At 41.5% G+C, this 24,775-nt stretch carries 31 protein-coding genes; 2 read left to right on the top strand and 29 right to left on the bottom strand.

Annotation, left to right across the window (positions count from 1 at the left end):
- Nucleotides 1-112: 112 nt before the first annotated feature.
- The 8 genes from ACYJZR_RS06300 to ACYJZR_RS06265 all read right to left on the bottom strand — a co-directional run bounded on the left by ACYJZR_RS06300 (nucleotide 113) and on the right by ACYJZR_RS06265 (nucleotide 6,349).
- Complete coding sequence (locus ACYJZR_RS06300) at nucleotides 113-913, bottom strand: HNH endonuclease (protein WP_021448777.1); 801 nt, start codon at nucleotides 911-913, stop codon at nucleotides 113-115.
- A 149-nt stretch (nucleotides 914-1,062) separates the two neighbouring features.
- The gene (locus tag ACYJZR_RS06295) at nucleotides 1,063-1,467 is read right to left on the bottom strand and encodes a DUF1801 domain-containing protein (protein WP_029801206.1); all 405 of its coding nucleotides are present in this window, start codon (nucleotides 1,465-1,467) and stop codon (nucleotides 1,063-1,065) included.
- 137 nt (nucleotides 1,468-1,604) lie between these two features.
- Nucleotides 1,605-2,123, bottom strand: a complete 519-nt coding sequence (locus ACYJZR_RS06290) for a hypothetical protein (protein WP_406966479.1) — start codon at nucleotides 2,121-2,123, stop codon at nucleotides 1,605-1,607.
- 222 nt (nucleotides 2,124-2,345) lie between these two features.
- Nucleotides 2,346-2,690: a hypothetical protein gene (locus ACYJZR_RS06285; protein ID WP_406966478.1), complete on the bottom strand. Its 345-nt coding sequence runs from the start codon at nucleotides 2,688-2,690 to the stop codon at nucleotides 2,346-2,348.
- 627 nt (nucleotides 2,691-3,317) lie between these two features.
- Nucleotides 3,318-3,797 carry an Sbal_3080 family lipoprotein gene (locus tag ACYJZR_RS06280; protein WP_029865936.1) on the bottom strand — a complete coding sequence of 160 codons (480 nt, stop codon included), beginning with the start codon at nucleotides 3,795-3,797 and terminating at the stop codon, nucleotides 3,318-3,320.
- 807 nt (nucleotides 3,798-4,604) lie between these two features.
- A complete protein-coding gene (locus ACYJZR_RS06275) occupies nucleotides 4,605-5,195 on the bottom strand; it encodes a cold shock and DUF1294 domain-containing protein (RefSeq protein ID WP_311018156.1) in 591 nt (196 codons plus the stop codon).
- 166 nt (nucleotides 5,196-5,361) lie between these two features.
- Nucleotides 5,362-5,583 carry a VF530 family protein gene (locus ACYJZR_RS06270; RefSeq protein ID WP_025625190.1) on the bottom strand — a complete coding sequence of 74 codons (222 nt, stop codon included), beginning with the start codon at nucleotides 5,581-5,583 and terminating at the stop codon, nucleotides 5,362-5,364.
- 271 nt (nucleotides 5,584-5,854) lie between these two features.
- Nucleotides 5,855-6,349 carry a hypothetical protein gene (locus tag ACYJZR_RS06265; RefSeq protein ID WP_100661986.1) on the bottom strand — a complete coding sequence of 165 codons (495 nt, stop codon included), beginning with the start codon at nucleotides 6,347-6,349 and terminating at the stop codon, nucleotides 5,855-5,857.
- A gap of 243 nt (nucleotides 6,350-6,592) precedes the next feature.
- Between ACYJZR_RS06265 and ACYJZR_RS06260 the strand changes: the two genes are divergently transcribed.
- Nucleotides 6,593-6,895: a hypothetical protein gene (locus tag ACYJZR_RS06260; RefSeq protein WP_053314549.1), complete on the top strand. Its 303-nt coding sequence runs from the start codon at nucleotides 6,593-6,595 to the stop codon at nucleotides 6,893-6,895.
- A gap of 207 nt (nucleotides 6,896-7,102) precedes the next feature.
- Here the strand turns inward: ACYJZR_RS06260 and ACYJZR_RS06255 are convergent, their stop codons facing one another.
- The 17 genes from ACYJZR_RS06255 to ACYJZR_RS06175 all read right to left on the bottom strand — a co-directional run bounded on the left by ACYJZR_RS06255 (nucleotide 7,103) and on the right by ACYJZR_RS06175 (nucleotide 20,222).
- The gene (locus ACYJZR_RS06255; protein WP_406966483.1) at nucleotides 7,103-7,525 is read right to left on the bottom strand and encodes a hypothetical protein; all 423 of its coding nucleotides are present in this window, start codon (nucleotides 7,523-7,525) and stop codon (nucleotides 7,103-7,105) included.
- 154 nt (nucleotides 7,526-7,679) lie between these two features.
- A complete protein-coding gene (locus tag ACYJZR_RS06250; protein ID WP_206623221.1) occupies nucleotides 7,680-8,435 on the bottom strand; it encodes a DUF6602 domain-containing protein in 756 nt (251 codons plus the stop codon).
- Nucleotides 8,436-9,268: 833 nt separating this feature from the next.
- Nucleotides 9,269-9,394, bottom strand: a complete 126-nt coding sequence (locus ACYJZR_RS06245) for a hypothetical protein (RefSeq protein ID WP_267864905.1) — start codon at nucleotides 9,392-9,394, stop codon at nucleotides 9,269-9,271.
- 277 nt (nucleotides 9,395-9,671) lie between these two features.
- Nucleotides 9,672-9,890 (bottom strand): hypothetical protein, encoded by a 219-nt coding sequence (locus tag ACYJZR_RS06240; RefSeq protein WP_406966482.1) that lies wholly within the window; start codon nucleotides 9,888-9,890, stop codon nucleotides 9,672-9,674.
- A gap of 245 nt (nucleotides 9,891-10,135) precedes the next feature.
- Nucleotides 10,136-10,453, bottom strand: coding sequence for a hypothetical protein (locus tag ACYJZR_RS06235; protein WP_044023840.1), 318 nt, complete (start codon nucleotides 10,451-10,453; stop codon nucleotides 10,136-10,138).
- 152 nt (nucleotides 10,454-10,605) lie between these two features.
- Nucleotides 10,606-10,845, bottom strand: coding sequence for a hypothetical protein (locus ACYJZR_RS06230; RefSeq protein WP_237458071.1), 240 nt, complete (start codon nucleotides 10,843-10,845; stop codon nucleotides 10,606-10,608).
- A 698-nt stretch (nucleotides 10,846-11,543) separates the two neighbouring features.
- Nucleotides 11,544-12,020, bottom strand: a complete 477-nt coding sequence (locus ACYJZR_RS06225) for a GNAT family N-acetyltransferase (RefSeq protein ID WP_140203821.1) — start codon at nucleotides 12,018-12,020, stop codon at nucleotides 11,544-11,546.
- A 141-nt stretch (nucleotides 12,021-12,161) separates the two neighbouring features.
- The gene (locus tag ACYJZR_RS06220) at nucleotides 12,162-12,752 is read right to left on the bottom strand and encodes a hypothetical protein (RefSeq protein WP_140076852.1); all 591 of its coding nucleotides are present in this window, start codon (nucleotides 12,750-12,752) and stop codon (nucleotides 12,162-12,164) included.
- 157 nt (nucleotides 12,753-12,909) lie between these two features.
- Entirely contained in the window at nucleotides 12,910-13,404 is a 495-nt protein-coding gene (locus ACYJZR_RS06215; RefSeq protein WP_140304378.1) for a GNAT family N-acetyltransferase, read from the bottom strand.
- 144 nt (nucleotides 13,405-13,548) lie between these two features.
- On the bottom strand, nucleotides 13,549-14,079 hold the full coding sequence (locus ACYJZR_RS06210; RefSeq protein ID WP_140052762.1) for a hypothetical protein: 531 nt from the start codon (nucleotides 14,077-14,079) through the stop codon (nucleotides 13,549-13,551).
- Nucleotides 14,080-14,224: 145 nt separating this feature from the next.
- A complete protein-coding gene (locus tag ACYJZR_RS06205; RefSeq protein WP_274023696.1) occupies nucleotides 14,225-15,436 on the bottom strand; it encodes a DUF3644 domain-containing protein in 1,212 nt (403 codons plus the stop codon).
- 606 nt (nucleotides 15,437-16,042) lie between these two features.
- On the bottom strand, nucleotides 16,043-16,417 hold the full coding sequence (locus tag ACYJZR_RS06200) for a nuclear transport factor 2 family protein (protein WP_274063367.1): 375 nt from the start codon (nucleotides 16,415-16,417) through the stop codon (nucleotides 16,043-16,045).
- A gap of 152 nt (nucleotides 16,418-16,569) precedes the next feature.
- Complete coding sequence (locus ACYJZR_RS06195) at nucleotides 16,570-17,178, bottom strand: pyridoxamine 5'-phosphate oxidase family protein (protein WP_023585736.1); 609 nt, start codon at nucleotides 17,176-17,178, stop codon at nucleotides 16,570-16,572.
- A gap of 842 nt (nucleotides 17,179-18,020) precedes the next feature.
- Entirely contained in the window at nucleotides 18,021-18,206 is a 186-nt protein-coding gene (locus ACYJZR_RS06190) for a hypothetical protein (protein WP_136678260.1), read from the bottom strand.
- Nucleotides 18,207-18,378: 172 nt separating this feature from the next.
- Nucleotides 18,379-19,065 carry a DUF4336 domain-containing protein gene (locus ACYJZR_RS06185; protein ID WP_419408246.1) on the bottom strand — a complete coding sequence of 229 codons (687 nt, stop codon included), beginning with the start codon at nucleotides 19,063-19,065 and terminating at the stop codon, nucleotides 18,379-18,381.
- 144 nt (nucleotides 19,066-19,209) lie between these two features.
- Nucleotides 19,210-19,605, bottom strand: coding sequence for a DUF3465 domain-containing protein (locus ACYJZR_RS06180; RefSeq protein WP_318095395.1), 396 nt, complete (start codon nucleotides 19,603-19,605; stop codon nucleotides 19,210-19,212).
- A 140-nt stretch (nucleotides 19,606-19,745) separates the two neighbouring features.
- Complete coding sequence (locus tag ACYJZR_RS06175) at nucleotides 19,746-20,222, bottom strand: GNAT family N-acetyltransferase (RefSeq protein WP_406966467.1); 477 nt, start codon at nucleotides 20,220-20,222, stop codon at nucleotides 19,746-19,748.
- Between the two features lie 241 nt (nucleotides 20,223-20,463).
- Between ACYJZR_RS06175 and ACYJZR_RS06170 the strand changes: the two genes are divergently transcribed.
- Complete coding sequence (locus tag ACYJZR_RS06170; RefSeq protein ID WP_025504997.1) at nucleotides 20,464-21,426, top strand: integron integrase; 963 nt, start codon at nucleotides 20,464-20,466, stop codon at nucleotides 21,424-21,426.
- A 50-nt stretch (nucleotides 21,427-21,476) separates the two neighbouring features.
- Here ACYJZR_RS06170 and ACYJZR_RS06165 read toward each other — a convergent pair whose 3' ends face one another.
- Genes ACYJZR_RS06165 through tyrR form a run of 4 tightly spaced genes read right to left on the bottom strand, consistent with a single transcriptional unit; the run spans nucleotide 21,477 to nucleotide 24,718 of the window.
- Nucleotides 21,477-21,950: a DUF2947 domain-containing protein gene (locus tag ACYJZR_RS06165; protein WP_005458833.1), complete on the bottom strand. Its 474-nt coding sequence runs from the start codon at nucleotides 21,948-21,950 to the stop codon at nucleotides 21,477-21,479.
- Nucleotides 21,951-21,963: 13 nt separating this feature from the next.
- Nucleotides 21,964-22,551 (bottom strand): HD domain-containing protein, encoded by a 588-nt coding sequence (locus ACYJZR_RS06160; RefSeq protein ID WP_406965832.1) that lies wholly within the window; start codon nucleotides 22,549-22,551, stop codon nucleotides 21,964-21,966.
- 1 nt (nucleotide 22,552) lies between these two features.
- Complete coding sequence (gene rimJ / locus ACYJZR_RS06155) at nucleotides 22,553-23,137, bottom strand: ribosomal protein S5-alanine N-acetyltransferase (RefSeq protein WP_005458831.1); 585 nt, start codon at nucleotides 23,135-23,137, stop codon at nucleotides 22,553-22,555.
- Between the two features lie 36 nt (nucleotides 23,138-23,173).
- Nucleotides 23,174-24,718, bottom strand: a complete 1,545-nt coding sequence (gene tyrR / locus ACYJZR_RS06150) for a transcriptional regulator TyrR (RefSeq protein ID WP_005494791.1) — start codon at nucleotides 24,716-24,718, stop codon at nucleotides 23,174-23,176.
- Nucleotides 24,719-24,775 lie beyond the last annotated feature (57 nt).

Below are 24,775 nucleotides of genomic sequence, written 5' to 3'. Positions count from 1 at the left end.
CCCTGTTAAGGTGTGAGCAACGCAATACCAAAGCCACCGCATACCACCTTAAACACTAAAACCAACGCATAGTGAAAATGCCACGCGTTGCGAATCACTCTTAAACAGTTTGTTAGGAATTTGAACCCAACAATACTTTGAGTTCTTCGACTGACAGAGTCTGATCTTTTTTCCTATGAACCATTGCGTGACAATTTGCGCATAAAGGGACTAGATCTTTTTCTGGATCCACTAACGTTGAAATACCTAATTGCGACACTGGAACTTTATGATGGATATGAATGTAACCCTCGCCGATGCTGCCATAAACTTTACCGTAGTCGAAACCGCACGCAGCGCAGATAGCCCCATGAATTGCTATTGCTTGGCGCCTTAATTTTGGATTTCTCTCATAAGTAGTGACGTACTTCTTATTGAAGTTACCCTCATGAAATGACTCAAACATGTTTGATTGGTCACTATTCTCTTCCACTCCGTACTTAGGCTTAGCAGTTTGCAAGGCATCTTTAGAAAGGTGTCCTAATATCAGATCGTAGTTTTCTTTGGATATAGGCCTAACACCGTTTCGCCAATAATTTGATATTAGGTTAGAGGGAATACTTTCTAAATACTTACCATCTATTTTGGCAAGGATTGGCTTAGCGAATGTTTCAAAACTATCGATAGTGCCGAAGTAGTCACTTTTAGTACTATTTCTATCGGGAAATACTTTGCCGATTGTTCCAATACCGAAATAGTGAGGTTCGTTAGACAATCTACTTACTTGATACGCTTTGTCTTTAATACGTCCCTTGTAGTAAATAACTTGAGTTCCTGGCTCTAGATACTTTAAGTACCTCTTCGGAAAATGATACAAAACGCCTGTATCATCGTCCCATTGAGAAACATCATTTTCTACTATCACCGCGTACATAACTTTCCTCAAATTTCCTAACGCCGCGTTAAGGGGTGAACAACGCCACCACCGAACCTAAGCCATTGTGCCGTAAACACTAAAGCTGAATCAAACTGAAAATGCCAAGCGTTGAGAATCCCTCTTAAACGCATTGTTATGTGAATTTTTCACACGCCCAAAAGAGGCAGATTCTTACGCTGATGATAGGTTAAAGCTAACTCTAAACAGGACTTGATGACCGTTTCTGGTAGCGGTTTCGATAAGGACAGAACTATTGCTCTGTTACCCTGAAACACCAATTCGTCACTATACAACTCCCGAAATGTATCAATTAGCTTAGTTTGGCAATTAAAGAATAGGTAATAACTATTAGGAGACTTAAGCTTCCAGTCCATTCTTAACGGACTGCCAGTTTTTACACTGTAGCTTGGCTCACCCCATTTGATAGTTTCATCGACCTCACCCAGTTCCAACTCAGATGCGACTTGAAAGACTAAATTTCGCAGCTCTTCTAACCTAACACGAGCATTATCTGGATACTCATCGAAGCGATCTTTGACCACCTTGTCCATCGAAATCTCCTATTCACATAACGCCGCATTAAGGTGTGAACAACGCGACCACGAAACTTAACCTTACCACCGTAAACACTGAACTCAACGATGAAATGAAAAATGCCAAGCGTTGAGAATCACTCTTAAATGCTTTGTTAGCTTTCTGATAGTTGAGTAAGTATGTCGTGCATAACCACTGTTAACCGAGCTATTCGATTTTTCTTCTTAATTTTCGCGCTATTTGTAGATATTAATTTCGTGCCATTAACATCTCTATTAATAGTGCTATTTAAACCTCTATTCCCCAAATGCTGGATAAACGCAAACTTTACATTAGGCTCAAAGTCTTTTGCATAACGTAATGCGAGAATTGCAATTTTCGCATTGTCACCACAAGCTAAAATCACAGATTTAGTGTCTTTAATCTCTAAATAGAGCCTATCAAGGTTTTGGGCATCTAGTACTTCAACTGCTGTCGCTTCTGATCGTCCAGTCTTGACTTCATATTCAACTTTATCCCAAGAGTTAGCGATTGTGATATTACCTCGGGTTAACGACATACCTTGAAGATTTGGAGTCAAGAGAGTTAGTAGTTGTTCAAGGTTATCACCAGTTTTACCCATCGCAGGCATTTGTGGGTTAGATTGTTCTTCATCTTTACCGGGACGGGACATGACAGGATAACCGTGAATTCATCTAGATCACCAGCTTTGTACGAAACTGAGTTTTCCATCTTAGTTCCTCAACTAAACGTGGGGCACGTTGAAAGCTAACGCCTTGCTAAGGTGTGAAGCACGCAATGACCAAGTATATGCATGGCACTTCAACACTGAAGCCACCGCCTACCAAAAATGCCACGCGTGCTGAATCACACTTAAGCAATTTGTTAGGTGAGTTCACTCCCAAATACCTTGTTCTAACAAAAGCTCACTACCAGAGTCATCCACAACACTCAATACACCAGATTCATATACGATGTAACGAACTCCATCACTACGAAACTCATAACCTAAGAACCGACAAGGGGTGATTCCGTCAGCGCAAAGTGAGTGGATAGACTTACCTAAAGCCTCTTGCTTTAGTTCTATACCAATGAGTGAAAAGAAAACTCGGACTTTCTTACAAGTAACTGCGCCTTCGCCACATTCATTATGAAATTCGAACTCGAAATTATCAGTTCTAAACGTTTGACCCAAGACGGAAGATGAAAAAAGAAACAGCAACATTATACAGATTTTCATTTTACCTCCTAGCACCTAACGCCGCATTAAGGGGCAGCAACGCGCTACCATCAAACTTCAATTTACCACCGTAAACACAGAAGCCAAGATTTAAACCAAACTCGCCACGCGTTGACTGTCCCTCTTGAATGCTTTGTTAGTTGCCAGCCCCAAGGCTTTGATTTGAAGTTTATGAGCACTTTGCCAACTAGACCTTTACGTATTTTGCAAAACTCAAATCAGGCGCAGTTTCAAAGCGCCTGTCACTGAAACCACTTGGAACTCAAAACGCCGTAGAAAACGGATTAACAACACCAAAAAAATCTTTTGAGAAGGCAATATTACGAAGCTGACTTTCAACAAGTAAATCGGTTTCTGAAACGGAAAATCCAGCCACAAAAAAAACCTGAGAACGTTTTTCGCAAACCCGAACGATTTAAAATTGAAGTACGAACCCCCACCAAAAACACACTGACTTTAACTCTAAACATTCTGTTTAAACTGCGTTTTCCTCGTTGGCAACTAACGCCCTGTTAAGGTGTGAGCAACGCAATACCGAAGCCGCCGCATACAACCTTAATCACTAAACGCAACGCATAGTAAAAATGCCACGCGTTGCGAATCACTCTTAAACAGTTTGTTATAGCGCTAGTTTGGCGTAGTTGATGAAGACGCGTTTGCTGCTTGAGTTGCTTGTTCTGGTGTCATTTGGCCAAAAAGCGTGTCCATCATAAAACCAATTCTCTTACTTGCATCACCAAATTTATTAGGATTAGCGGTATAAGGAACTTTAAATTTCACTTCCCCAACTCTTTGCCCACCTTGATAAGCTGTTATCTCCGCGTTTTTCAAATATAACGCCAGATCCCACCCCCAGTGACCTTCATATTCAAGAGTCAATTTGTTCAGGTCGTGCTTAGAATTATCAGGTACGACAACATAAGAATAGTTATGTTCTTGTAGCCAAGACTCAATTGTATTTTGGAACCCAGAGCGAGTTTCATTATCTTTAACAACAACTATTTCCGACTTAATATTAGTCTCTGGAACAGGGGTGCCCATATATCTGGGCGCCCCACAACCAACTAGTGTAAGAGAAGCTAAAGACAACACTATAATTTTTTTCATTTTTATTTTCTCATATTGTTTTTCAGGCACATTGTATCTGTTTGTGTATTGCGCTATAACGCCCTGCTAAGGGGTGAGCAACGCAATACAAAAGCCGCCGCATACCACCTTAATCACTTAAACCAACGCATAGTAAAAATGCCACGCGTTGCGAATCCCTCTTGAGCAGTTTGTTAGTTTGCAAACCCAAAGCGTTGATTTTACGTTATTTTAAACTTTGCAAACAACAAACTTTATGTGTTTTGATGCACTTAGGTCAGGCGTAGTCTCAAAGCGGCTACTCAATGAAACCACGTGGAACAAACAACGCCGCAGAAAACGAACTAACAACACCAAAAAGCGCTTTTGGAAAACCAATCTCACAATGCGGACTTTCAACAAAGCCACTGAAACCACATGAACTTACCACACCAGAGAAAACGCTATTTCAGCGAGGAGTACGGCTTTTGTACCGACAAACTCAACGAGCAGAGTTTCAGCAAAAAAGTTCGACTCAGGTAAACCAAAAGTCGCCGCACCAAAAAACAAATCAACCGTTGAAACGATGCCAATTTTGAATTTTCACCACGCTAGTTAACACTGAAATTGAACGCCGATACGACAATTTCAACTTTGAGCTTTTACCACTAGATTTTGCGATATAGCTGCGTTTTTCCTCTTGCAAACTAACGCCCTGTTAAGGTGTGAGCAACGTAATACCTATGCCGCCGCATACCACCTTAAACACTAAACACAACGCATAGTGAAAATGCCACGCGTTGCGAATCACTCTTGAACAGTTTGTTAGCCCACATCTCACAGCTAGTGCTAGAACCAATTGCTAATAAAGTTCTGAACGAACACCGAACCTGATGGAGTGAATGTCCAAACAAATGCTCCAATATTTACGAATATCGTCAGCCACAAAATCGATTTAAATGGCTGTTTTTTAGACTTATGACGAAGTTGATTTTGAGCACATAATGCCCCCATCCAACCACCGAGTAACGATAAAAGATGAAGCGTATTTTCTGGTGTCCGCCATTTGCCGTTTTGAGCGGCATTTTTATCTATTGCGTACATTACGTAGGTTACAATGGACATCAGGATATAAGCTGCAATGAACAGCTTCTCACCACCTAATACGAACACAGCTGTACTCGCTAAGACTAAGTAAACGATGCTAAACATGATTGTTGAAGGTACCGAGCCGGAACCTAGAATTGTTACATTAGTGGCGTTGTAACGCCCTTTTTTGTCTTCGTTAACTTCAAATTTAACTTCATCATCGATCTTAGGACGTCGACCTTTACTCTGAACCGTTGATATATGGAGAAAAACTCTTAGTTCACCATTTAATGCCAAAATGAATCCATAACCTTTTGAGTCATTCCACTCTACAACTTTACCTTTGATCATCGAACTCTACTTTTTACTTCTCTCTTGTGGGCTAACGCCGCGTTAAGGGGCAGCAACGCGCTGCCACCAAACTTCAATTTACCACCGAAAACACAGATGCCAAGATTTGAGCCGGAGTCGCCACGCGTTGGCTGTCCCTCTTGAACGCTTTGTTATGCAACTTTTCTTACTTGCAGAAGGTTTCAATATACAAGGCTTCGACCTTGTCTCGTGCCCACTGAGTTCTGCGTAAAAACTTTAATGATGATTTGATAGATGGGTTGCTGTAGAAACAGTTGATTTGAATTTCTGCATCTAAGCCTTCCCAACCATAGTGCTCTTGTAGACGCACAAGAATCTTTTCTAAGGTTAATCCGTGCAGTGGGTTATTGGGTTGCTCTTGGCTCATTTCTGTCGGTTCCTACAATACTAAATTCAAAGGCTGAGTTTACCAGAGCGAACACAAATACTTTCAAATTTTTTCTACCTGAAAAGCCTATGTAGAACGAGAATTTTTTGCTTTCAAGAGGGCCTAAACGCTCAAACTTCGGACAGTTGCATAACGCCGCATTAAGGTGCGAACAACGCTTAACACCTAAACCAAACCATTGCACCTTATACACTAAAGCCAAATTTAAACTGAGATCGCCAAGCGTTGTGAGTCACTCTTAAATGCTTTGTTATGTGCATTTGGGACTGTGTTTACTTAGGTCTTTTTCTGCTAAGTTCTGCATTTTTGAACAGTCACCAAAGAACTGCAAATTAGCTTCACAATACTGAACTAACATTTGGTTCAGTACACCCTGCTCAGAATATTTGCCATCTAGTTTGGTATAAAGGCTTAGTGTTGTTTGTAAGGTGTCTGCAATAAGTTCATGAGTTTGTTTAGTCAATATTCCTACCTGCAAAGAGTCCAATACTAAAACTGTAGCGAGTGCATCTGATTCAACACCATCGAGTTCACACATTGTATAGCGAGCTAATAGATTCGACTTTTCGACTAGAGGTGCAGAGCCTTCGCCCATCACTAACCTGAATTCGTGTGAACCTTTCTCTAAGCCCTTTTGGTACTCAGCTTTCCTAAATACTTCTACTTGCTCGGTGATAACATAAAAACTTGCATATGCGCCGATACTTAGAGCAATTAGGAAAATTGCTATATATCTAACTATCATTGTGCCTCCTGCACATAACGCCCTGCTAAGGGGTGAGCAACGCAATACCTAAGCCGCTGCATACCACCTTAATCACTAAATTCAACGCATAGTAAAAATGCCACGCGTTGCGAATCCCTCTTGAGCAGTTTGTTAGTCGCGAGGCACCGAGCGATAATTTTAAGCCGAACTAAACTTTGCGAACAACAAACTTTATGTGCTTTGATGCATTTAAGTCAGGCGTAGTCTCAAAGCGGCTACTCAATGAAACCACTTAGAACAGCCAACGCCGCAGAAAACGGACTGACAACACCAAAAAGCGCTTTTGGAAAGCCGATCTCACAGTGCGGACTTTCAACAAAGTCACTGAAACCACGTGGAACTTACCACACCAGAGAAAACGTCATTTCAGCGAGTAAATCGGCTTTTGTACCAACAAACTCACCGAGCGGAGTTGCAACCAAAAACAAACTCTCGATTGCCCTGCTCTGTCAGCACCAAAGAACAAAACAATCGCTAGGACACTTGCAAAATTTTGGACTCAAAACAGCTAAAACTAAGTTCTAATGATCGACGATGAATCTGTGTTCCAAACAAACTGCTGCTAAATTTTAAGCTCAGAAACATGATTTTGATTGCTAGCTTTTTCTGGCTACTAACGCCGCGTTAAGTGGTGAGCAACGCTACCACCTAACCGAAGCCATTGTGCCGTAAACACTTAAGCTGATACAAACCCAAAATGCCAAGCGTTGTGAATCCGTCTTAAACGCTTTGTTATGTGCTTGCCGATTGATGCCCTAGACCTATTCTTGACCACGCATCACGATAATCAGTTTGATCATATGATTTAGGTTGAAGCCAATATGATATACGCCCGTCTTTTTCACCACGATGAGCTAAAGACTTTACTTCCTCAGGTGTCATGATGAACACATTTGGCTCTTTAGCGACATTGTTTACTATTATCCAGTAGTTTCCCATTATTTTTTCGAGGGATGTACCCAGTGGTACTGGGTTTCTTTTGGATAATGACTTGACCTGAACCCCAATGAATTCCGTTCCTTGCGTATTGTAAGCCACGATATCAATACCTTTTGCATTCCTCGCGGTTGGCATGACATTCCATCCCATTCGCGAAAGGTGATAGCAAACATAGTACATACCTATATTCCCTGTGACTTGAGTATCGAGCTTCATTTACCAGCCTCCTTCACATAACGCCCTGTTAAGGTGTGAGCAACGCAATACTGAAGCCGCTGCATAACGCCTTAAGCACTAAACACAACGCATAGCAAAAATGCCACGCGTTGCGAATCACTCTTAAACAGTTTGTTATATGGTTTTTGTTTCATTAAAAACGTTGAGACTTAACGTTCTTATCTACAGGAAACCAAAGTTTGTTATTTGAATTAACCGACGTTCTTTGGAGATGCGCAATTAGATTTGAAATAAAATATGAAAATGAAAGATCATCGATCTCATAAAGGTAACTTCCATCACTAGCGCAATTTTGGTCCCAGAACTTATAAAAATGGTCTTTATTGAAGCTTATATGGTTTACTTTGAACTTTTTGTGCTTTGGATCATTCTGGGTTGTATTATCTGCATTTGTAATATGACTTTGTAGTGTCTGACTGTTAGAAATGTTAAGTCTTTCATGACCTGCATATGAGAAAATGCCGTTAAACAAGCGTTTTTCTTTGTTTGATTTTGCATTGAATACAAACTGACCTATTTCATTCGCTTTCCTAATAACTTTTTCGGGCTGTTGATTCTTCAGATTTGCCTTTACTTCTATAATTGCCTCAACAGAGTCCGCTGTAACAATAGCAAAATCACCTTCTTTGAAAAGAACAGGATAGTCACGATCATAGATTATTATATCAATTTGCTTACTTGCTTCATGATTTTCACTAGTCGTTGTTTGCTTGATTACAAACCCTGACGTTATGCAATATCTCTCTGGTAAGAAGCGTTCAATTACACTCTTTAACACTGCTTCTTGATATCTACCGTCTTCACCCCAATGATTAATGAGATAACGAACTCGATCTTTTATTGCCAGAAGCTCCTTTGTAGTCGTCTTATGAAAGTCTACAGTATTCATCGATTTCCTCTAATTTTTGATGCCATATAACGCCGCGTTAAGGGGTGAATGCCACACAAACCAACTTTCCGCAGACCATTTTCACCACCAAAACTCACCGCATACCCAAAATGCCACGCGGCATGAATCCCTCTTTAACGCCTTGTTATGTTTAAGCTTCAAGGGCTTACGTTTTACCAAAACCAAGATTAACTCGGCTTTGATTTACAAACAAAAGCCAAAACCTAAAAACTGAAACGACTCAAAATTTTGAAAATCAAACTTTGAACTTAACAGTCAAAACTCAAAAAACTAAGATCAAATTTCCGATTGAGCCAGCCACCCTAACCTCGTGCTTACTCGAAAATTGACTGAGGCAACTCGCTGAATTTTTAGCGCCCACAATTTGGAGTCCAGAAAACAGCGACCACTGAAGTTAACTTGCCGACAAAGCCAAAATTAGAAATCCAAGAAAAGATGCAAGCTGCTGATTTTGCTTGATTAAACATAACGCCCTGCTAAGGGGTGAGCAACGCAATACCGATGTTGCCGAAAACCACCTTAATCACTAAATTCAACGCATAGTGAAAATGCCACGCGTTGCGAATCCCTCTTGAGCAGTTTGTTAGTTTGCAGACCCAAAGGGTTGATTTTACGTTATTTTAAACTTTGCGAACAACAAACTTTATGTGCTTTGATGCACTTAAGTCAGGCGTAGTCTCAAAGCGGCTACTCAATGAAACCACTTGGAACAAACAACGCCGCAGAAAACGAACTCACAACACCAAAAAGCGCTTTTGGAAAACCAATCTCACAATGCGGACTTTCAACAAAGCCACTGAAACCAAGTGAACTTACCACACCAGAGAAAACGCCGTTTCAGCGAGTAAATCGGCTTTTGCACCAACAAACTCAACGAGCAGAGTTTCAGCAAAAAAGTTCAACTCAGTGAACCCAAAAGTCGCAACACCAAAGAACAAATCAACTCTTGAAAGATGACAATTTTGGATTTAACCACGCTAGTTAACACTGAAATTGAACGCCGATACGACAATTTCAACTTTGAGCTTTTACCACTAGATCTTGCGATATAGCTGCATTTTTCCTCTTGCAAACTAACGCCCTGTTAAGGGGTGAGCAACGCTAACCACCCAACCTAAACATTTGCACCGTAAACACTTTTACCAAATTTAGCATTAAACCGCCAAGCGTTGGGAATCCCTCTTGAACAGTTTGTTAGTTGCCAAGCCTAAGGCTTTAACTTGAAGTTGATTGCAGCTTTGCCAATACCCATATTTCGTATTTTGAGAGACTTAAATCAGGCGCAGTTTCAAAGCGCCTGTCACTGAAACCACTTGGAACATGCAGCGCCGTAGAAAAAGGACTAACAACACCAAAAAGCTCATTTAAAAAGACAATGCCACAAAGCTGACTCTCAACCGGTGGTTCAGTTTCTGAAACAGAAAATCCAACCACAAAAGAAACCTGAGAACGATTTTCACAAACTTGAACGATTCAAAATTGAAGTACGAAACCCCACCAAAAACACACTGACTTTAACTCTAAACATTCTGTTTAAGCTGCGTTTTCCTCGTTGGCAACTAACGCCGCGTTAAGTGGTGAGCAACGCCTACCACCCAAACTAAACCATTACGCCTTAAACACTAAAGCTAATTCAAACTAAAAATGCCAAGCGTTGGGAATCCGTCTTAAATGCTTTGTTATATTTTGTTTTCGATAACTTTTTTGTGATAACTATTTATCTGCTCGTTTACTTCACGAAGCTTTATTTCTAGCTCGCTTCCTTTTTTTACGTTGTAGAGAAACGCCTTTGAATGAAGGTCATCTTGCCTTGGATTAATCTTTACACCATTCTGTTTTTCGAGAAGCCTAAGATAATGCTCTTTCAGTGCAAGTAACGCATTTAATCGACCAATATCATTAGCTCGACTCGCTTGTTTTACTGACCAACGAGAATAGAGAGCAGAGAGGCAAGACGCTATCAGAGCCAAAACAGATATTACAACGGAAACTTCCATACTTACTTCCAAAATTATAGTCCCCAAAAAATATAACGCCGCATTAAGGGGTGAACAACGCATTCCACCCAAACTAAACCATTGTGCCGTAAACACTAAAGCCAATTCAAACCAAAACTGCCAAGCGTTGTGAATCCCTCTTGAATGCTTTGTTAGTTGCCAAACCTAACGCTTTGATTTGAAGTTGATTGCCGTTTTGCCAACACCAGCTTTATGTGTATTGATAGACTCAAATCAGGCGCAGTTTCAAAGCGTTTGTCACTGAAACCACTTGGAACACGAAACGCCGTAGAAAACGAACTGACAACACCAAAAAGACCTTTTGGAGAAACAATGCCACAAAGCTGACTTTCAACAAGTAAATCGGTTTCTGAAACGGAAAATCCAACCACAAAAGAAACCTGAGAACGATTTTCACAAACCCGAACGATTCAAAATTGAAGTACGAAACGCCACCAAAAACACACTAATTTTAACTCTAAACATTCTGCTTTAGCTGCGTTTTCCTCGTTGGCAACTAACGCCCTGTTAAGGTGTGAGCAACGCATTACCGATGCCGCCGCATACCACCTCAAACACTAAAATCAACGCATAGTAAAAATGCCACGCGTTGCGAATCACTCTTGAACAGTTTGTTATGTGCGCTTGTACAGCGTATTCAATACATTAACAGTTAAGGGCCTAATCTTGTGTTGCTCACAAAAAGATCAATTGTGTGCATTCAACGGCGTTTTTTTAAAGTACAACAAGGCTAAGAAAATGAAATTTAATGGCGGGATAAATGCGAATATAAATCCAAAAATTGCCCCTGCTACACCTTTATTCAGCTTCCTTTCACCTAAAAAGAATCCAATTATTGAGTTGACCACTGCATAAACAATAAAGATCAGTAGAGGTAAATAAATCGCGTGCATAATAAATCCTTTTAAAATAAACACTGTGAGAACGTTATAACTTGCTTTACCTTAGCACATAACGCCCTGTTAAGGGGTGAGCAACGCAATACCGAAGCCGCCGCATACCACCTTAATCACTAAAACCAACGCATAGTGAAAATGCCACGCGTTGCGAATCCCTCTTGAACAGTTTGTTAGGTGCGTAGCCAAAGTTGGTAAAAGTCTGTTTCATCGTGCTCGGGGGTCTTGCACACGAACTCCCAACCATGGCGCTTATAGAATGTGAGAGCTCGATGGTTAGTTCGACTTACTGAAAGTACAGCACGCAAACAACCCGCTTTACTCAAAGTGCTTACAATATAATCCTGCACTTTTGGAGCGAGTCCTGAACCACGAAAACTCGGCTTTAAGTAAATGAGATGCACATAGCCAGTTTCCGACTCGGGAGAAAAGCTGCGAAACTCTAACTGCCCTGCAAACTGACCATCCACAAATATATGGATATAGAACCATCCTGATGTTTCTAGCCGGTCTAAGACGTGTTCACGATAACCACTGATGAAGTCGTCGAAACCATCGTAATGCCCAAAACTACAAAAGTACGCATCTTTTCTCGCAGCAACGCATAATTCGAAATCACCAATGTTTATCTGCCGAAAAGCAATTTCCATACTTACCTTTTCCTTCAAGCACCTAACGCCGCGTTAAGTGGTGAACAACGCGACCACCCAACCTAACCCATTGTGCCGTAAACACTAAAGCTGATTTAAACCAAAACTGCCAAGCGTTGTGAATCCGTCTTGAACGCTTTGTTAAGTTTCAGTTCGCTGCACAAACTCATTATAGAATTTCATTGCATCGTCTTCAGAACCCAAAGCGGTGCTGATAAGCATTTGCAAACTCCACAAACGTCCCGGAACGACTTCGTCTAAGTTTAAGTCAGCAGGATAACTCTCAGGGTCGATGGCCATTTCTAGGTTTACGAACCACCAAATCTCGATCTTCCGTAATAAACCCACCATATCATCAAAGCTTTTTGCCACATCAAAATCGCAACCTTGGGAAGCGAACTTAAATAGTTCATGCGTTAATTCATTACGATGGCGCTTAATACGCTCATATACTTCAATATCAGCGTCATCAATAGCTTCATGTTGCTTTAACCATAAAAGCGAAGCATAGGTTCGACTACGATTTAGCTTTAAAACTTTGAGCTTATAATCATCGCTAACAAGTGGGCCGTTTTCATCAAAGCCATTTGTAAAGAATTCTCTAATTTTATCTTCAATACTGCTTTTTAGCATTTCGAATGCCATCGAGTGCACAGAAGCCGTGATTATGTTGTTCTTGAGCGACACTGGATTGAGAAACCTTTCCCATGACGCCTTTACTTCTTTATCCATTGCACCTGAACTCCAATGAAACTTAACGCCGCGTTAAGTAGTGAGCAACGCAGACCACCTAGCTTAAACCATTGTGCCGTAAACACTAAATTCAAAGCAAACCGAAAATGCCAAGCGTTGGGAATCTGTCTTAAACGCTTTGTTATAAGGCGGACTTTTAGTTAAACGCCTTTTCCAACCAAGCCGAACTAATGTACTCGCCATTTTTCTTTGCATATTCATTGAATACGCCAATTTCTCTAAAACCAAAACGTTTGTGTAAGGCAACTGAAGCATCATTAGGTAATGCAATACCTGACAACACCCTGTGGACTCCGTAACCAGAAATTGATGAGAACAGCTTAGAATACAGTTTTGAACCAACACCTTTACCTTTTGCTGTTGGAGCAAGGTACACGGTAACTTCAGCTGTATCCTCAAATGCTGAGATGTCCCTATAAGGCTGGGAACATGCGAAACCTAGCAACTCCCCACTTTCAATAGCAACGAAGAGTTGATGCTTACTATTACATGAGAATTGAGAGAACCAATTTAGACGATTTTCTTGCGTAAATGACTGCTCTTCAAAACGAGCGTTAGTATGCTCTATGTAAAAGTTAAAGATATCGGTGATGGCTGCGACATCGCTTAGCTTCCCTACTCTGATTTCCACGTAAATTCCTTTTATCTTCGAGCCTTATAACGCCTTGTTAAGGTGTGAGGCACGCAATACCTAAGACTCCGCATACCACCTTAAACACTAAAACTAATGCATAGCAAAAGTGCCACGCGTGCCGAATCACTCTTGAACAATTTGTTATGTGCCTTTGCGAATAGAGCCCCAATACACTTTGTGCCTATCAGCCAAAGGAATGATTTTATATTTTTGAATACCAAGCAGGCACCCAACCCTTGAATGCCCCTCAACTAAATGAGGTATGCCAGATTTACCACCAAGAACATTTGCATCTAGAAATATCGGTGGAGTTAACCAAGTGCCATGCTTTTTCCAATGATTGAGTACTTCCTCTCGGCAATCAATCACTGCCTCTCCAACGTCGTTGAAATGCGATGCATCTTCAGATACCTCCTCAAGGAAATCAGGAAATGAAGCATTGCTACCTATTTGCAAAAACTTCGTCGTATCAAAATCAACTAGCTCCCACTTTAGATCAGGAAGTGATAGATCACCGTAGAGAGCTAAAAAGCGACTGTTGGCATTATGATCAATATAAAACTGTTCAATCACAGAATCAGGCGCACTAACCCCATGCAGCTTGAGTAAATCGATACTCTTATCTGTGCTATATAGGTCTAGTGCAATTTTCGACAAGTCTTTATACTTCAATTTATTGCCTCAAAACTCTGGTGGCACATAACGCCCTGTTAAGGTGTGAGCAACGCAATACCGATGCCGCCGCATACCACCTTAATCACATAAACTAACGCATAGTAAAAATGCCACGCGTTGCGAATCACTCTTAAACAGTTTGTTAGGCTTTCTTTCGACGGTTCCGGTGACTTTTTAATGCACCGTCCAGCCAATTTTTCTGGTTAAGGTTATTCACAAACCATTCAATGAAAGCCTCAGAGTACCTGTGACGTCCATCTAGTTCATAATGATAGTTAGAGCGCTTGGCTTTCTGAGTTTTGTTTTTCTTTACAACAGCTTGAAAAGAGTAACTTGTAATCTTAACGATTGTTTGTCGAAGGTTAATTTCTGCGATTGCTGTGTTCTGATGGTATGGATGGGTAATATCTGGATCTTTAGTTTCTCGGATGATAATTGCTTTCTCACCACCATCACTTAGTGATAAAGATAAATCACTCTCTGAAGACTTTTTGGTTAACGCTAACTTGTAGTCTACAGAAATCGAAAATTCATCCGAGTCACATTCACGTGCCATTTCTGTAAATTTGCCCAGAAAGCTTTTCACTTGAGTTGCGGTTAACTCACCATAAGTTTCTTTGATTACCGCAACTTCAGGTTCACAACCATCGACAATAAGACTCAACAAACCAACGCTTTGACCCGCTAATGGGCTATTGCCCATTAGCGCTTTATAGCGTTTTTGATAATTCAGTACTGTTGCTTGGAACAAGCGAGATAATTGAGGTTGTAACTCTGGAATTAGCAGATGAATCGCATGGTCTCTAAGATCAATCAGCGTTTCCAAGTTTTTAGCCACATTGTCGGATGACTCGATTAACTTACACATAGCTTCACGAATGCTAATGCTGAAATCACCCTCTTTAAAAATACTTGAAGCACCGTCTCTTTTAGCTAGTTCCGATTTAAGCATGAGTTCCCAAGCATTTACCATCATAATGGTAAATGCTTCAACCCGATTCCCCAATGTTGGACGGTTATAAACTTCAAGCGCCAATGTAAAAGCATCATGACTTCTTTTTATTAGTTGATCCGAGAGAATTTCATCGGGTGATTTAGACTGTGTATTCAAACTCTGGGACATGAGCCTGAAAAACTCGTCATTAGAGAGTTTGTGAATACCGCTGCATTTCCATAGTGAACGACTCACTTTAACGATGTACTCGCCCTTGAGCTTTTCGTTAAAGTACTTATTTACAGAGCTAACACTGTAACCGACTGATTCCGCCACTTCTTTAGCGGTAAACTCACAACCTTTTTCCTCTAGCTTTCGGAGTTCATCCAATAGCTGAAGAAGCATACCCTTTTTAACCATGTTGAATATTTCTCCAAAAGCCTAACGCCCTGCTAAGGGGTGAGCAATGCACTACGAAAGCTACCGCACACCGCTTTAATCACGAAACTCACCGCATGCTGAAAATGCCACGCATTGCGAATCCCGCTTAAGCAGTTTGTTAGCTTAAATTTCAGCACCTTAGATTTACCAGGCCTGAGATTAAACCGATTTGGAAAACCAACAAACCACTTAAGCTTTGAAACCCGAATTGGCTCAAACTTTGTGGCCTTTCATGCGATTTGAAAACCCGAAAATTTTGATAAATCACTTTCGGAAAATTCAAAGCTAAAACAAAACCTCCAAAGCGACTTTGCACCAAACTGGCGAACCTCGCGCAGTCCCAAAACTCAATTGAGGCAACTGTTCGAAACTCACGTTGACAAACAATGTGGATTTACCGTGGAACCAGAGCGGATTGCCGAAGGAAGAAAGAAAAACCACAAACAACTGATTTTTAATGTTTTAAGCTAACGCCCTGTTAAGGGGTGAGCAGCGCAATACCAACGCCGCCGCATAACACCTTAAACACTAAAAACAACGCATAGTGAAAATGCCACGCGTTGCGAATCCCTCTTGAACAGTTTGTTATGCGATAACTGTTGAGTGCGCAGAGATAATCTGCCAGTTACCCTTTTGCTTTGTCCAAACACGAGAAAATGCAAACTCACCGTTTGCTACAGCCCCATTATAACTGCCTTTGATTTCCGCGTTTACGTAAACCAAAACGACATTCTTCTGAGGTACTACGTGAAGATCATGGAATTGAATTGACTTAATAGCTAGTAAGCCAGAGCCATGCAGTGCTATATCGTCTTGCTTGGAAGTTCGATGACCAAGGTGATTAACAAATACCAAGTCATCAGACAATAAGTCTTGCAAGGCAATCATATCTGAATTGAGCATTGAAGTTTTTAACTTCTCCTCTGCTTCAATTATTTCTTTAACTACATTGCTTTCCATACTATCAACTTCCTCATATCGCATAACGCCGCATTAAGGTGTGAGCAACGCTAACACGAAACTTAGCCATACCCCCGTAAACACAAAACCCAAACTTAAACTGAAAATGCCAAGCGTTGTGAATCACTCTTAAATGCCTTGTTATACACGCTCTAAAGGCTTGACTGGTAATACTTAACCATTTCGTCTTGGCTAATCGCGTTACTTTCTAAGTTTTGTTGATCTTTAAAGATTCGCGCCAAAGAAGGAAGAATTGAACGATTTACTTTATAGTCATCAGACCAAAGCTTCCCTCTCATCACTGCTTTAGCACAGTGAAAATACATACTTTCTATCACTATTTTGATAACAACCTTGGGAGACTTACTTCCATCAGGACAAACGGATAACAAGTTGGAGTCAGTACGAATACTCGCTGTTCCTTTGATGCGAACTACTTCATCAATACCATTGACCATCAACAACAGCCCTACTTTCGGGTTACTGATAATATTTTTAAGGCCATCTATTCGATTATTCCCCGAGCTATCGGGAAGCAATACTGTTGATTCATCTAAAACTTTAATGAAGCCAGGCTCTCCTCCCTTTGGGGAGAGATCAACATAGCCTTGTGAATCAGTGGTGCTTAGAACCGCGAAATGGCAATTATTTATTAGCGTAATCGCATGAGCATCCAGAGCAGGTAGAACTTTATTTTTAGCTCTCGCACTTGGCTCTGCGTAAATTCCTTTTAATTGCTCTATCGTTTTAATTTCACTCATTCTATTTTGCTCCTTCATAAGTGTATAACGCCGCGTTAAGTGGTGAACAACGCTAACCACTAAACTTAAACCATTGTACCTTAAACACTAAATTCAACTTGAACTGAAATCGCCAAGCGTTGTGAATCCGCCTTAAACGCCTTGTTAGGCGAAGTTTTCCACCAGTGTTTAAGTTGTTTTGAAAGCAGATTACCCGAAACAAAATACTCAACCAAACACCCACTGACTTTTTGTGATTCAAGAACCATAAAAGCCACTATGTTTCAGCCGAAAGTTCGACAACCACGAAATACAGACTTTCAGCGATCAAGTTGCATTTGAGGAAGCGAGACGTAAAGCTGCAAACTTAAAGCGAGAACGAAAGCCTCGATTAACTTGCCCTTTCCACACTTTGAGCCCGTGAGATTCACCACCAACCAACGCTGAAAACCAATGAGGCAACCCACGAACATTGGCATGTTTTACGGCTGGATAGGTTCAAGAATTTGAGCCGACAATGTTGAATTGCCGACTTAGTAAAACGAATGCTTAAAGAAAACTAAGAAGATGAGAACAAAGAGCTTTACTGCCCGTCGCCTAACGCCGCGTTAAGGGGTGCAGGCACGCAATACAAAAGCTACCGCACAGTGCCGTAACCACCGAACTCAACGCAAACTGAAAATGCCACGCGTGCCAAATCCCACTTGAACGCTTTGTTATGCTTAAGCTTAAGCTTCTACGCCCACATTTTTACCAAAACTAAGATTAACTCGACTAGGATTAGCTAACAAAAGGCAAAACCTAAAAAACTGAAATGACTCATAATTTTTGAAAATCAGACTTTGAAATTTGTCCGCTAAAACTCAAAAACCCAAGTTCAAAGTGCTGATTGAGCCAGCCGCCATAACTTCGCGCTTACCCGAAAATTGATTGAGGCAACTCTCTGAATTTTCAGCGCCAAAGAATAAGTGTCCGAAAAACAGCGCCCAATGAAGCCTACTTGCCGACAAACTCGAAACGAACAAGCCGAAGGAACAAAGAAAAACTATAAACCACTGATTCTATTTGATTAAGCATAACGCCGCATTAAGGGGTGAACAACGCCAACCACCCGACCTAAACCATTGTGCCATAAACATTGAAGCTGAACTTTGAACCAAGACCGCCAAGCGTTGAGAATCCCTCTTAAATGCTTTGTTATGTGATTTTCTCAAAGGTTTCTCATACTAACCATTTGAAAGACTTTTGTAAGAATTTGTCTGCATTTTCAGTGACGATTTCACCGTGAGCCATGACCAATATTTGCGGGTTCCAAGACAACAACCTATTGAGGTGTTTCCGCGCGTCCGCTTTACCAAACATGAAGCTTAAACGCCAATCCAAAGGCATTTTCCCATTAGGGGCAAGTATACCAACACCTTTGGCCACAACCCGTTGCCAGTAGTTAAAGTCTTTACCTGAAAAGTTCTCAACCAGGTCAGTAACAATTAACGTACTTGAACTGCTATGGTAAAACACACATTCTTCCATTAGCGGAGAACCAGAAAACAACTCTTGTTCAATGTCAGGCTCCCAAGCATAACTTTGCGGGTTATTAAGAGATGTATGAAAAGAAATATCGCTACGCTTTTTTATCACCTCGTTTGTCCCATAGACTTCTGCGTTTGGATAGGCCGCAATCCATTCAGATAAGAACAAGTGGTGTAGATGATTGGGGGCAATTAAATATTTAACAGAACCTAAACTGTCAATTTGCTCTGCAATTGACTCAGATAATTTGATTGGACTATGAACCCATAGTTCTCCACTAAAAAGTCTAACAACCGTCATTCGAGTGGAAAAAGGCAACCCTAAGAACTGAACGGGTTCACCATCAAATATCCATATTTCATGCGCTAATTTTTCCATGTTGCTCCAATCACATAACGCCCTGTTAAGGGGTGAGCTACGCAATACCGATGCCTCTGCAAACCACCTTAATCACTAAAACCAACGCATAGTGAAAATGCCACGCGTTGCGAATCCCTCTTGAACAGTTTGTTATGTGAATTTTTACTCGTACGTCTTACCGTTGTGCCTTAACCAGCCGTGCGGGTGTCTATTGTTTGGGTCATGGTGTGTCCAGTGCATAACACCACCTTTTTTATTCCATTCATATTCACCGTAAAACTGAACTCGATCGCCCACTTTTAGGTTTGGAATTCTAGGAGCCAAATCAATATTGTGAGCAACAAGTAAGGTCTGTTTACTGTCCAACTTTAAAATAAACTTTTGATGCCTACTTCCTTCGTTGTCATCACGTAACAGGCGAATTACTGTGCCTGAGCCTTGAACTTGAACATCACTTTGATGATTATCATATGCTTGTTTTAACTGATGATCATTAGCTATAGCACCAATCGAGGCTAGACAAAAGAGAGCTATAAATACAGCGATAAACTTCTTCATATAGTCAATTTCTCCAGTTCACATAACGCCCTGTTAAGGGGTGAGCAACGCAATACTGAAGCCGCCGCAAACCACCTTAAACACTAAAACCAACGCATAGTGAAAATGCCACGCGTTGCGAATCCCTCTTGAACAGTTTGTTAGGTGCGTAGCCAAAGTTGGTAAAAGTCTGTTTCATTGTGCTTGAGATTCTTGCGCACGAACTCCCAACCATGGCGCTTATAGAATGTAAGAGCTCGATGGTTAGTTCGGCTTACTGAAAGTACAGCACGCAAACAACCCGCTTTACTCAAAGTGCTTACAATATAATCCTGCACTTTTGGAGCAAGTCCTGAACCACGAAAATTCGGCTTTAAGTAAATGAGATGCACATAGCCAGTCTCCGGCTCAGGTGAAAAACTGCGAAACTCTAACTGCCCTGCAAACTGACCATCCACAAATACATGGATATAGAACCATTCTGATGTTGCTAACCTGTCTAAGACTCGTTCACGATAACCACTGATGAAGTCGTCGAAACCATCGTAATGCCCAAAACTACAAAAGTATGCATCTTTTCTCGCAGCAACGCATAATTCGAAATCATCAATATTTATCTGCCGAAAAGCAATTTCCATACTTACCTTTTCCTTCAAGCACCTAACGCTTTCTATACCGCAAATAGCGGCCTTTCTCGCACGTTACCGCCTTCTTTCCTGACAAAAGAAAAGCAAATCCTAGCACTTATCTTCATGAAACAAATAGAAAAGTAGTATGAATATGTGTGTTTGAACACGCAATTAGACGGCAAAAAGCATGATAACTGGGCCAGTATTGATAAATTACAACACCTGTATAAATAAACAGACTAATAATATTATGAAAAGTCAGTTTCTGCTAAGTGTAAAAGAGCATATGCTTACTCGCCATTATGCCAACAAAACTATCGAGAGTTACCTATTCTGGATAAAGCGCTTTATTGTATTCCACCAGCTTGCTCATCCATCGAAGTTATCTGAAGACGACGTTATTCGATTTCTCAGCCACCTCGCTATCGATGAAAAAGTTGCAGTCAAAACTCAAGCATTGGCGCTGAATGCTATTTCGTTTTTATATCGAGACTTTTTTAAAACCCCGCTTTCACTGGATATGAGGTTCCAAAAATCACTGACGGAAAAGAAGCTCCCTGTTGTTTTGACTCGCGATGAAGTCCGCAGGTTTGTGCAACATATCGATCCGAGATATAAGCTTCACATCCAACTCCTATACGGTTCTGGGCTTCGAATTATGGAATGCCTTAGACTAAGAATCCAAGACATAGATTATGACTATGGTGCAGTGAGAGTCTGGCAAGGGAAAGGTGGAAAAAACCGTACGGTCACATTGGCGAAAGAGCTCCATGAGCCGCTAAAATCGCAGATGAACTTCGCAAGAAACTACTACTTCAAGGACCGGCATGTGCCCGGATACGCAGGTGTTTACATCTCTGAAGGTTTACGCCGTAAATATCCGAATGCAGAACTAGATTTCAATTGGCACTTTTTGTTTCCGTCTAACAAGTTAAGTGTCGACAAAGAGACAGGGCAACTGCGAAGACATCATATAAATGAAAGCGCTATTCAAAGAGCGGTAAAGCGCTCCGCGCTCGATGCAAGCATAGAAAAAACGGTCACCTGTCACACGTTAAGACATAGCTTTGCAACACACTTATTGGAATCTGGTGCCGATATTCGAACAGTACAAGAGCAGCTTGGTCACACCGATGTAAAGACCACCCAAATATATACCCACGTGATTGAGAGAGGTGCAGGCGGAGTCCTAAGCCCTTTATCAAGTCTTTAAAAAAACAAAAGCCACCTGGTTGGTGGCTAGTATCATAAGCTGGTGATGAGTTAGTGACGCTCACCAAGTTTGACCATTCCTTTTGAGTCAAACCACAATGCTTGCGAGCGGCGACGACCAATAAGAATTGGACCATCATCATAGAACAAAAAGTTCTTCCAATGCTTTTTAAAAATCGACCATTTTGTTTCTATGACATTGTACTTTTCGTAACAGAAATACACGGTCACATCATCTTGCCAATCGATATGTGCATCAACTTCTTGTGGCATTTCAGGCTCATCCGATTCCCATGCAGCCATCCAATCTACAGATTCTAACCAATTTGATTCACTCATCGGCCAATCTTGTGAGCTTAGGCGGTCCATATCAGGGCTTTGCGCGCTAATGTTCTCTTTCCAAAATTGCGCAGAACGAGCTTGGCTCATCGGCTTGATAAATGCCAAATCTTCTTCTGGCACTGGCATCGACTGATGCGTAAAAATCCATTTTCTTTGGTATTCATCCAAAGGCAAATAAGACATTCAGTCTCCTTTATTACGATTTCAGCCAACCTTTCTCTGTGGCTTCTTCAATCAACTCTTTCGCTTTGTCCCACAAGGTAACAGAGCCAAATTCAATTCGTTTATTAATAGTAAGCGCCTGTTCACGCGTTACACTATTCTCTTTCCAACTTTGACCATTGTTATGGTAGTTCAAGAGCATGGGAATTAAACGATCAAGTGCTTTTGCATATTTTGCATCATCACTCTGTGCGGCTTCAAACTCTTGCCAAAGCGCTAATAATTCTTGCCCTTGATCTATTGGTAGCATACCAAATAAGCGTTCAGCGGCTTTTATTTCTTTTTCTGCTTGCTCTTTTGTAGCGGCAGTATCATAAACAAACGTGTCGCCTGCGTCGATCTCAACAACGTCATGTATCAATAGCATTTTCATCACTCGACAGATATCGACTGGCGCATTTGCGTGCTCTTCCATTAATACTGCCATCAATGCGACGTGCCAACTGTGCTCACCGCTGTTTTCAAGACGACCTTCGGCGCTTTTCAGCCGAGTACGACGCAATACGCTTTTGAGCTTATCAAGCTCAATGAGTAATGCTAACTGCTTTTCTAATCGATCCATATTAGCGCCCTTCTTGCTGCCAATGAGGGTTAGTTAATGATGTCAGCACATGGTCTTGCCATTCACCATTGATCAAAAGGTAATCTTTTGCGTAACCTTCTTTGCTAAACCCGACAAACTCTAGCACAGCTTCACTGCGTTTGTTATGAGGCATATAGCCGGCTTGGATACGATGCATTTTTTGCACGTTAAACATGTAGTCGCATGCCATTTTTAACCCACGACGCATATAGCCGTGACCTTGTGCCTCTTCCGCCAAGGAATAGCCAACGTTACAGCTATAAAATGGAAAGCGACTCATACTGCTGAATGAAATCGTTCCTAGCATGCGCCCTGTATCAACATGAATTAGCAAGCAATAGTAGCCAAGCCCCATGCGATGAAGCTCGTTCAACTTAATCAGTTTTTGGAGCCAACCATTAACAGAGAAAAACGCCTCTTCTCGCTTTGGTTCAAATGGCTTCAAATAATCGCGATTAGATTGAAAATACGCCGCGATCATATCGGCATCACCGATTTCAGCGGTTCGTAGAAGCAAGTCGCCGTCCAACTTGTGAACGGCGATTGATGAACTATGATCTTCCATTACAAACGACAACTTCCATTTTCTTGATTACCCGCGTTAATTCTTACGAATCCCATAGTCACGTAACTTATTCGCAATAGACGTATGCGATACGTTCAAACGCTTCGCTAACTTACGGCTTGACGGGAACGACTGGTACAAACGCTCCAACACCTGGGATTCATAATCACGCATGATCTCGTCCAAAGAACCATCAATATTAAGCGTTGCACTGCCCCCGCCAACTGACTGTGGCTGTGGCAAATTAAAATGTTCGGCTTTCAGTAAATGACCATCCATTTCTGTTAGCGCTCGCAACACCATATTATCTAGCTGACGCATGTTACCCGGCCATTGGTAGCTGGCCAGAGCATCAACCAAACCGTCATCCAGCTCCGGCTTATCGATACCCAGCTGCTGCGCGTGTTTTGTCACGAACAAATCCAGTAAAGGTGCCACATCATTAGAGCGCTTACGCAGTGGAGGGATGCTTAGCGTCAGTACATTGAGGCGATAATACAAATCTTCACGGAACATACCCGCTTCAGAAAGCTCAGCAAGGTTATGTTTTGTCGAAGCAATAATGCGAACATCGACATGCATTTCATCTTCTGCACCAACACGACGGAAGTTACCATCTTGTAGAAAACGAAGAAGTTTGATTTGCAGATGAGCACTCATCTCACCAATTTCATCAAGAAATACCGTACCGCCATTTGCCTGTTCAAAAATACCTTTGTGGCCTTGTTCGTGATTGAATGAACCCGGCGCATGGCCAAACAGCTCGGTTTCTGCAACGTCATCTGGCATGGATGCACAGCTCAACACAAGGAATGGTTTACTCGCACGGCTTGAACGACTATGACAGGCTTTTGCGAGCATTTCTTTGCCAGTACCTGTTTCACCTTCGATTAGTAGCGGTTGATCCAGAACAGAAAGCTTCTTAGCCTGATTAATCAAGGCTTTATGTCGGTTTGATATTCCTACGAAGTGCTCAAAACCCAATGGATTATGCAACGGTAGTCTTTCTTCGATTTGCGTGCCGTGCTGGCTTGTTCGAATCGTCATCAAAGTGCTTGCAAGCGTAGAATTCTGCGCTTCGTCTCTGATATAGACAGGCATGAGCTCTAAGATGTAATCCAACCCATCAATGACTAGGTTTTCACGAGTACGAGCGTTCACGCCTTCAGACCAACGAGAGAAACGGACGCTTGGTAATAACGCACCAATCTGAGTGCCAATGACTTCTTGTTTATGCAGGCCGAGTAGCGACAAAGCAGACATGTTCGCCATATCGACAGCACCTTTGAGGTCGATTGCAAAAACCGGGTCCGGCAAATTATCAACCAACGAAAGCAGCTCAGTGTTGTGGCGCTCCATTGGCATAAATTGGATTTTACGTACGTCTTTAACCCCCGGAATACGGCGGATTTCAGCCATCAACTCACTAAAAGTATCAAAATCAATATCTGGGCAATTTAAATAGATGATGCCACTGATATCGATTTCAATACCACGTAAGTCGATACTTTTGGACGCTAAAATATCGAGCAGTTCTCGGGTAAGACCGAGTCTATCTTCACATAAGACTTCAAGACGCACTGAAAATATCCCAATTCACAACTGTCAGGAAAAGTTGACAGTAGTTTCTATCAAGCT

The organism is Vibrio sp. RC2502, from assembly GCF_054850435.1.
The sequence above is the reverse complement of the archived record's forward strand: the minus strand, read 5'-3'. Positions and strand labels throughout refer to the sequence as shown.

Excerpts from the sequence above, each read along its gene's own strand:
- ACYJZR_RS06205 (WP_274023696.1), bottom strand. The coding sequence starts at position 15,436 with ATGGTTAAAAAGGGTATGCTTCTTCAGCTATTGGATGAACTCCGAAAG.
- ACYJZR_RS06280 (WP_029865936.1), bottom strand. The coding sequence starts at position 3,797 with ATGAAAAAAATTATAGTGTTGTCTTTAGCTTCTCTTACACTAGTTGGT.
- ACYJZR_RS06165 (WP_005458833.1), bottom strand. The coding sequence starts at position 21,950 with ATGTCTTATTTGCCTTTGGATGAATACCAAAGAAAATGGATTTTTACG.
- ACYJZR_RS06260 (WP_053314549.1), top strand. The coding sequence starts at position 6,593 with ATGAAACCACTTAGAACAGCCAACGCCGCAGAAAACGGACTGACAACA.
- ACYJZR_RS06285 (WP_406966478.1), bottom strand. The coding sequence starts at position 2,690 with ATGAAAATCTGTATAATGTTGCTGTTTCTTTTTTCATCTTCCGTCTTG.
- ACYJZR_RS06180 (WP_318095395.1), bottom strand. The coding sequence starts at position 19,605 with ATGAAGAAGTTTATCGCTGTATTTATAGCTCTCTTTTGTCTAGCCTCG.
- ACYJZR_RS06300 (WP_021448777.1), bottom strand. The coding sequence starts at position 913 with ATGTACGCGGTGATAGTAGAAAATGATGTTTCTCAATGGGACGATGAT.
- ACYJZR_RS06295 (WP_029801206.1), bottom strand. The coding sequence starts at position 1,467 with ATGGACAAGGTGGTCAAAGATCGCTTCGATGAGTATCCAGATAATGCT.
- ACYJZR_RS06255 (WP_406966483.1), bottom strand. The coding sequence starts at position 7,525 with ATGAAGCTCGATACTCAAGTCACAGGGAATATAGGTATGTACTATGTT.
- ACYJZR_RS06235 (WP_044023840.1), bottom strand. The coding sequence starts at position 10,453 with ATGGAAGTTTCCGTTGTAATATCTGTTTTGGCTCTGATAGCGTCTTGC.
- ACYJZR_RS06275 (WP_311018156.1), bottom strand. The coding sequence starts at position 5,195 with ATGATCAAAGGTAAAGTTGTAGAGTGGAATGACTCAAAAGGTTATGGA.
- ACYJZR_RS06290 (WP_406966479.1), bottom strand. The coding sequence starts at position 2,123 with ATGTCCCGTCCCGGTAAAGATGAAGAACAATCTAACCCACAAATGCCT.
- ACYJZR_RS06195 (WP_023585736.1), bottom strand. The coding sequence starts at position 17,178 with ATGAGTGAAATTAAAACGATAGAGCAATTAAAAGGAATTTACGCAGAG.
- ACYJZR_RS06170 (WP_025504997.1), top strand. The coding sequence starts at position 20,464 with ATGAAAAGTCAGTTTCTGCTAAGTGTAAAAGAGCATATGCTTACTCGC.
- ACYJZR_RS06225 (WP_140203821.1), bottom strand. The coding sequence starts at position 12,020 with ATGGAAATTGCTTTTCGGCAGATAAACATTGGTGATTTCGAATTATGC.
- rimJ (WP_005458831.1), bottom strand. The coding sequence starts at position 23,137 with ATGGAAGATCATAGTTCATCAATCGCCGTTCACAAGTTGGACGGCGAC.
- ACYJZR_RS06175 (WP_406966467.1), bottom strand. The coding sequence starts at position 20,222 with ATGGAAATTGCTTTTCGGCAGATAAATATTGATGATTTCGAATTATGC.
- ACYJZR_RS06265 (WP_100661986.1), bottom strand. The coding sequence starts at position 6,349 with ATGATAGTTAGATATATAGCAATTTTCCTAATTGCTCTAAGTATCGGC.
- ACYJZR_RS06200 (WP_274063367.1), bottom strand. The coding sequence starts at position 16,417 with ATGGAAAGCAATGTAGTTAAAGAAATAATTGAAGCAGAGGAGAAGTTA.
- ACYJZR_RS06185 (WP_419408246.1), bottom strand. The coding sequence starts at position 19,065 with ATGGAAAAATTAGCGCATGAAATATGGATATTTGATGGTGAACCCGTT.
- ACYJZR_RS06160 (WP_406965832.1), bottom strand. The coding sequence starts at position 22,551 with ATGGATCGATTAGAAAAGCAGTTAGCATTACTCATTGAGCTTGATAAG.
- ACYJZR_RS06220 (WP_140076852.1), bottom strand. The coding sequence starts at position 12,752 with ATGGATAAAGAAGTAAAGGCGTCATGGGAAAGGTTTCTCAATCCAGTG.
- ACYJZR_RS06270 (WP_025625190.1), bottom strand. The coding sequence starts at position 5,583 with ATGAGCCAAGAGCAACCCAATAACCCACTGCACGGATTAACCTTAGAA.
- ACYJZR_RS06250 (WP_206623221.1), bottom strand. The coding sequence starts at position 8,435 with ATGAATACTGTAGACTTTCATAAGACGACTACAAAGGAGCTTCTGGCA.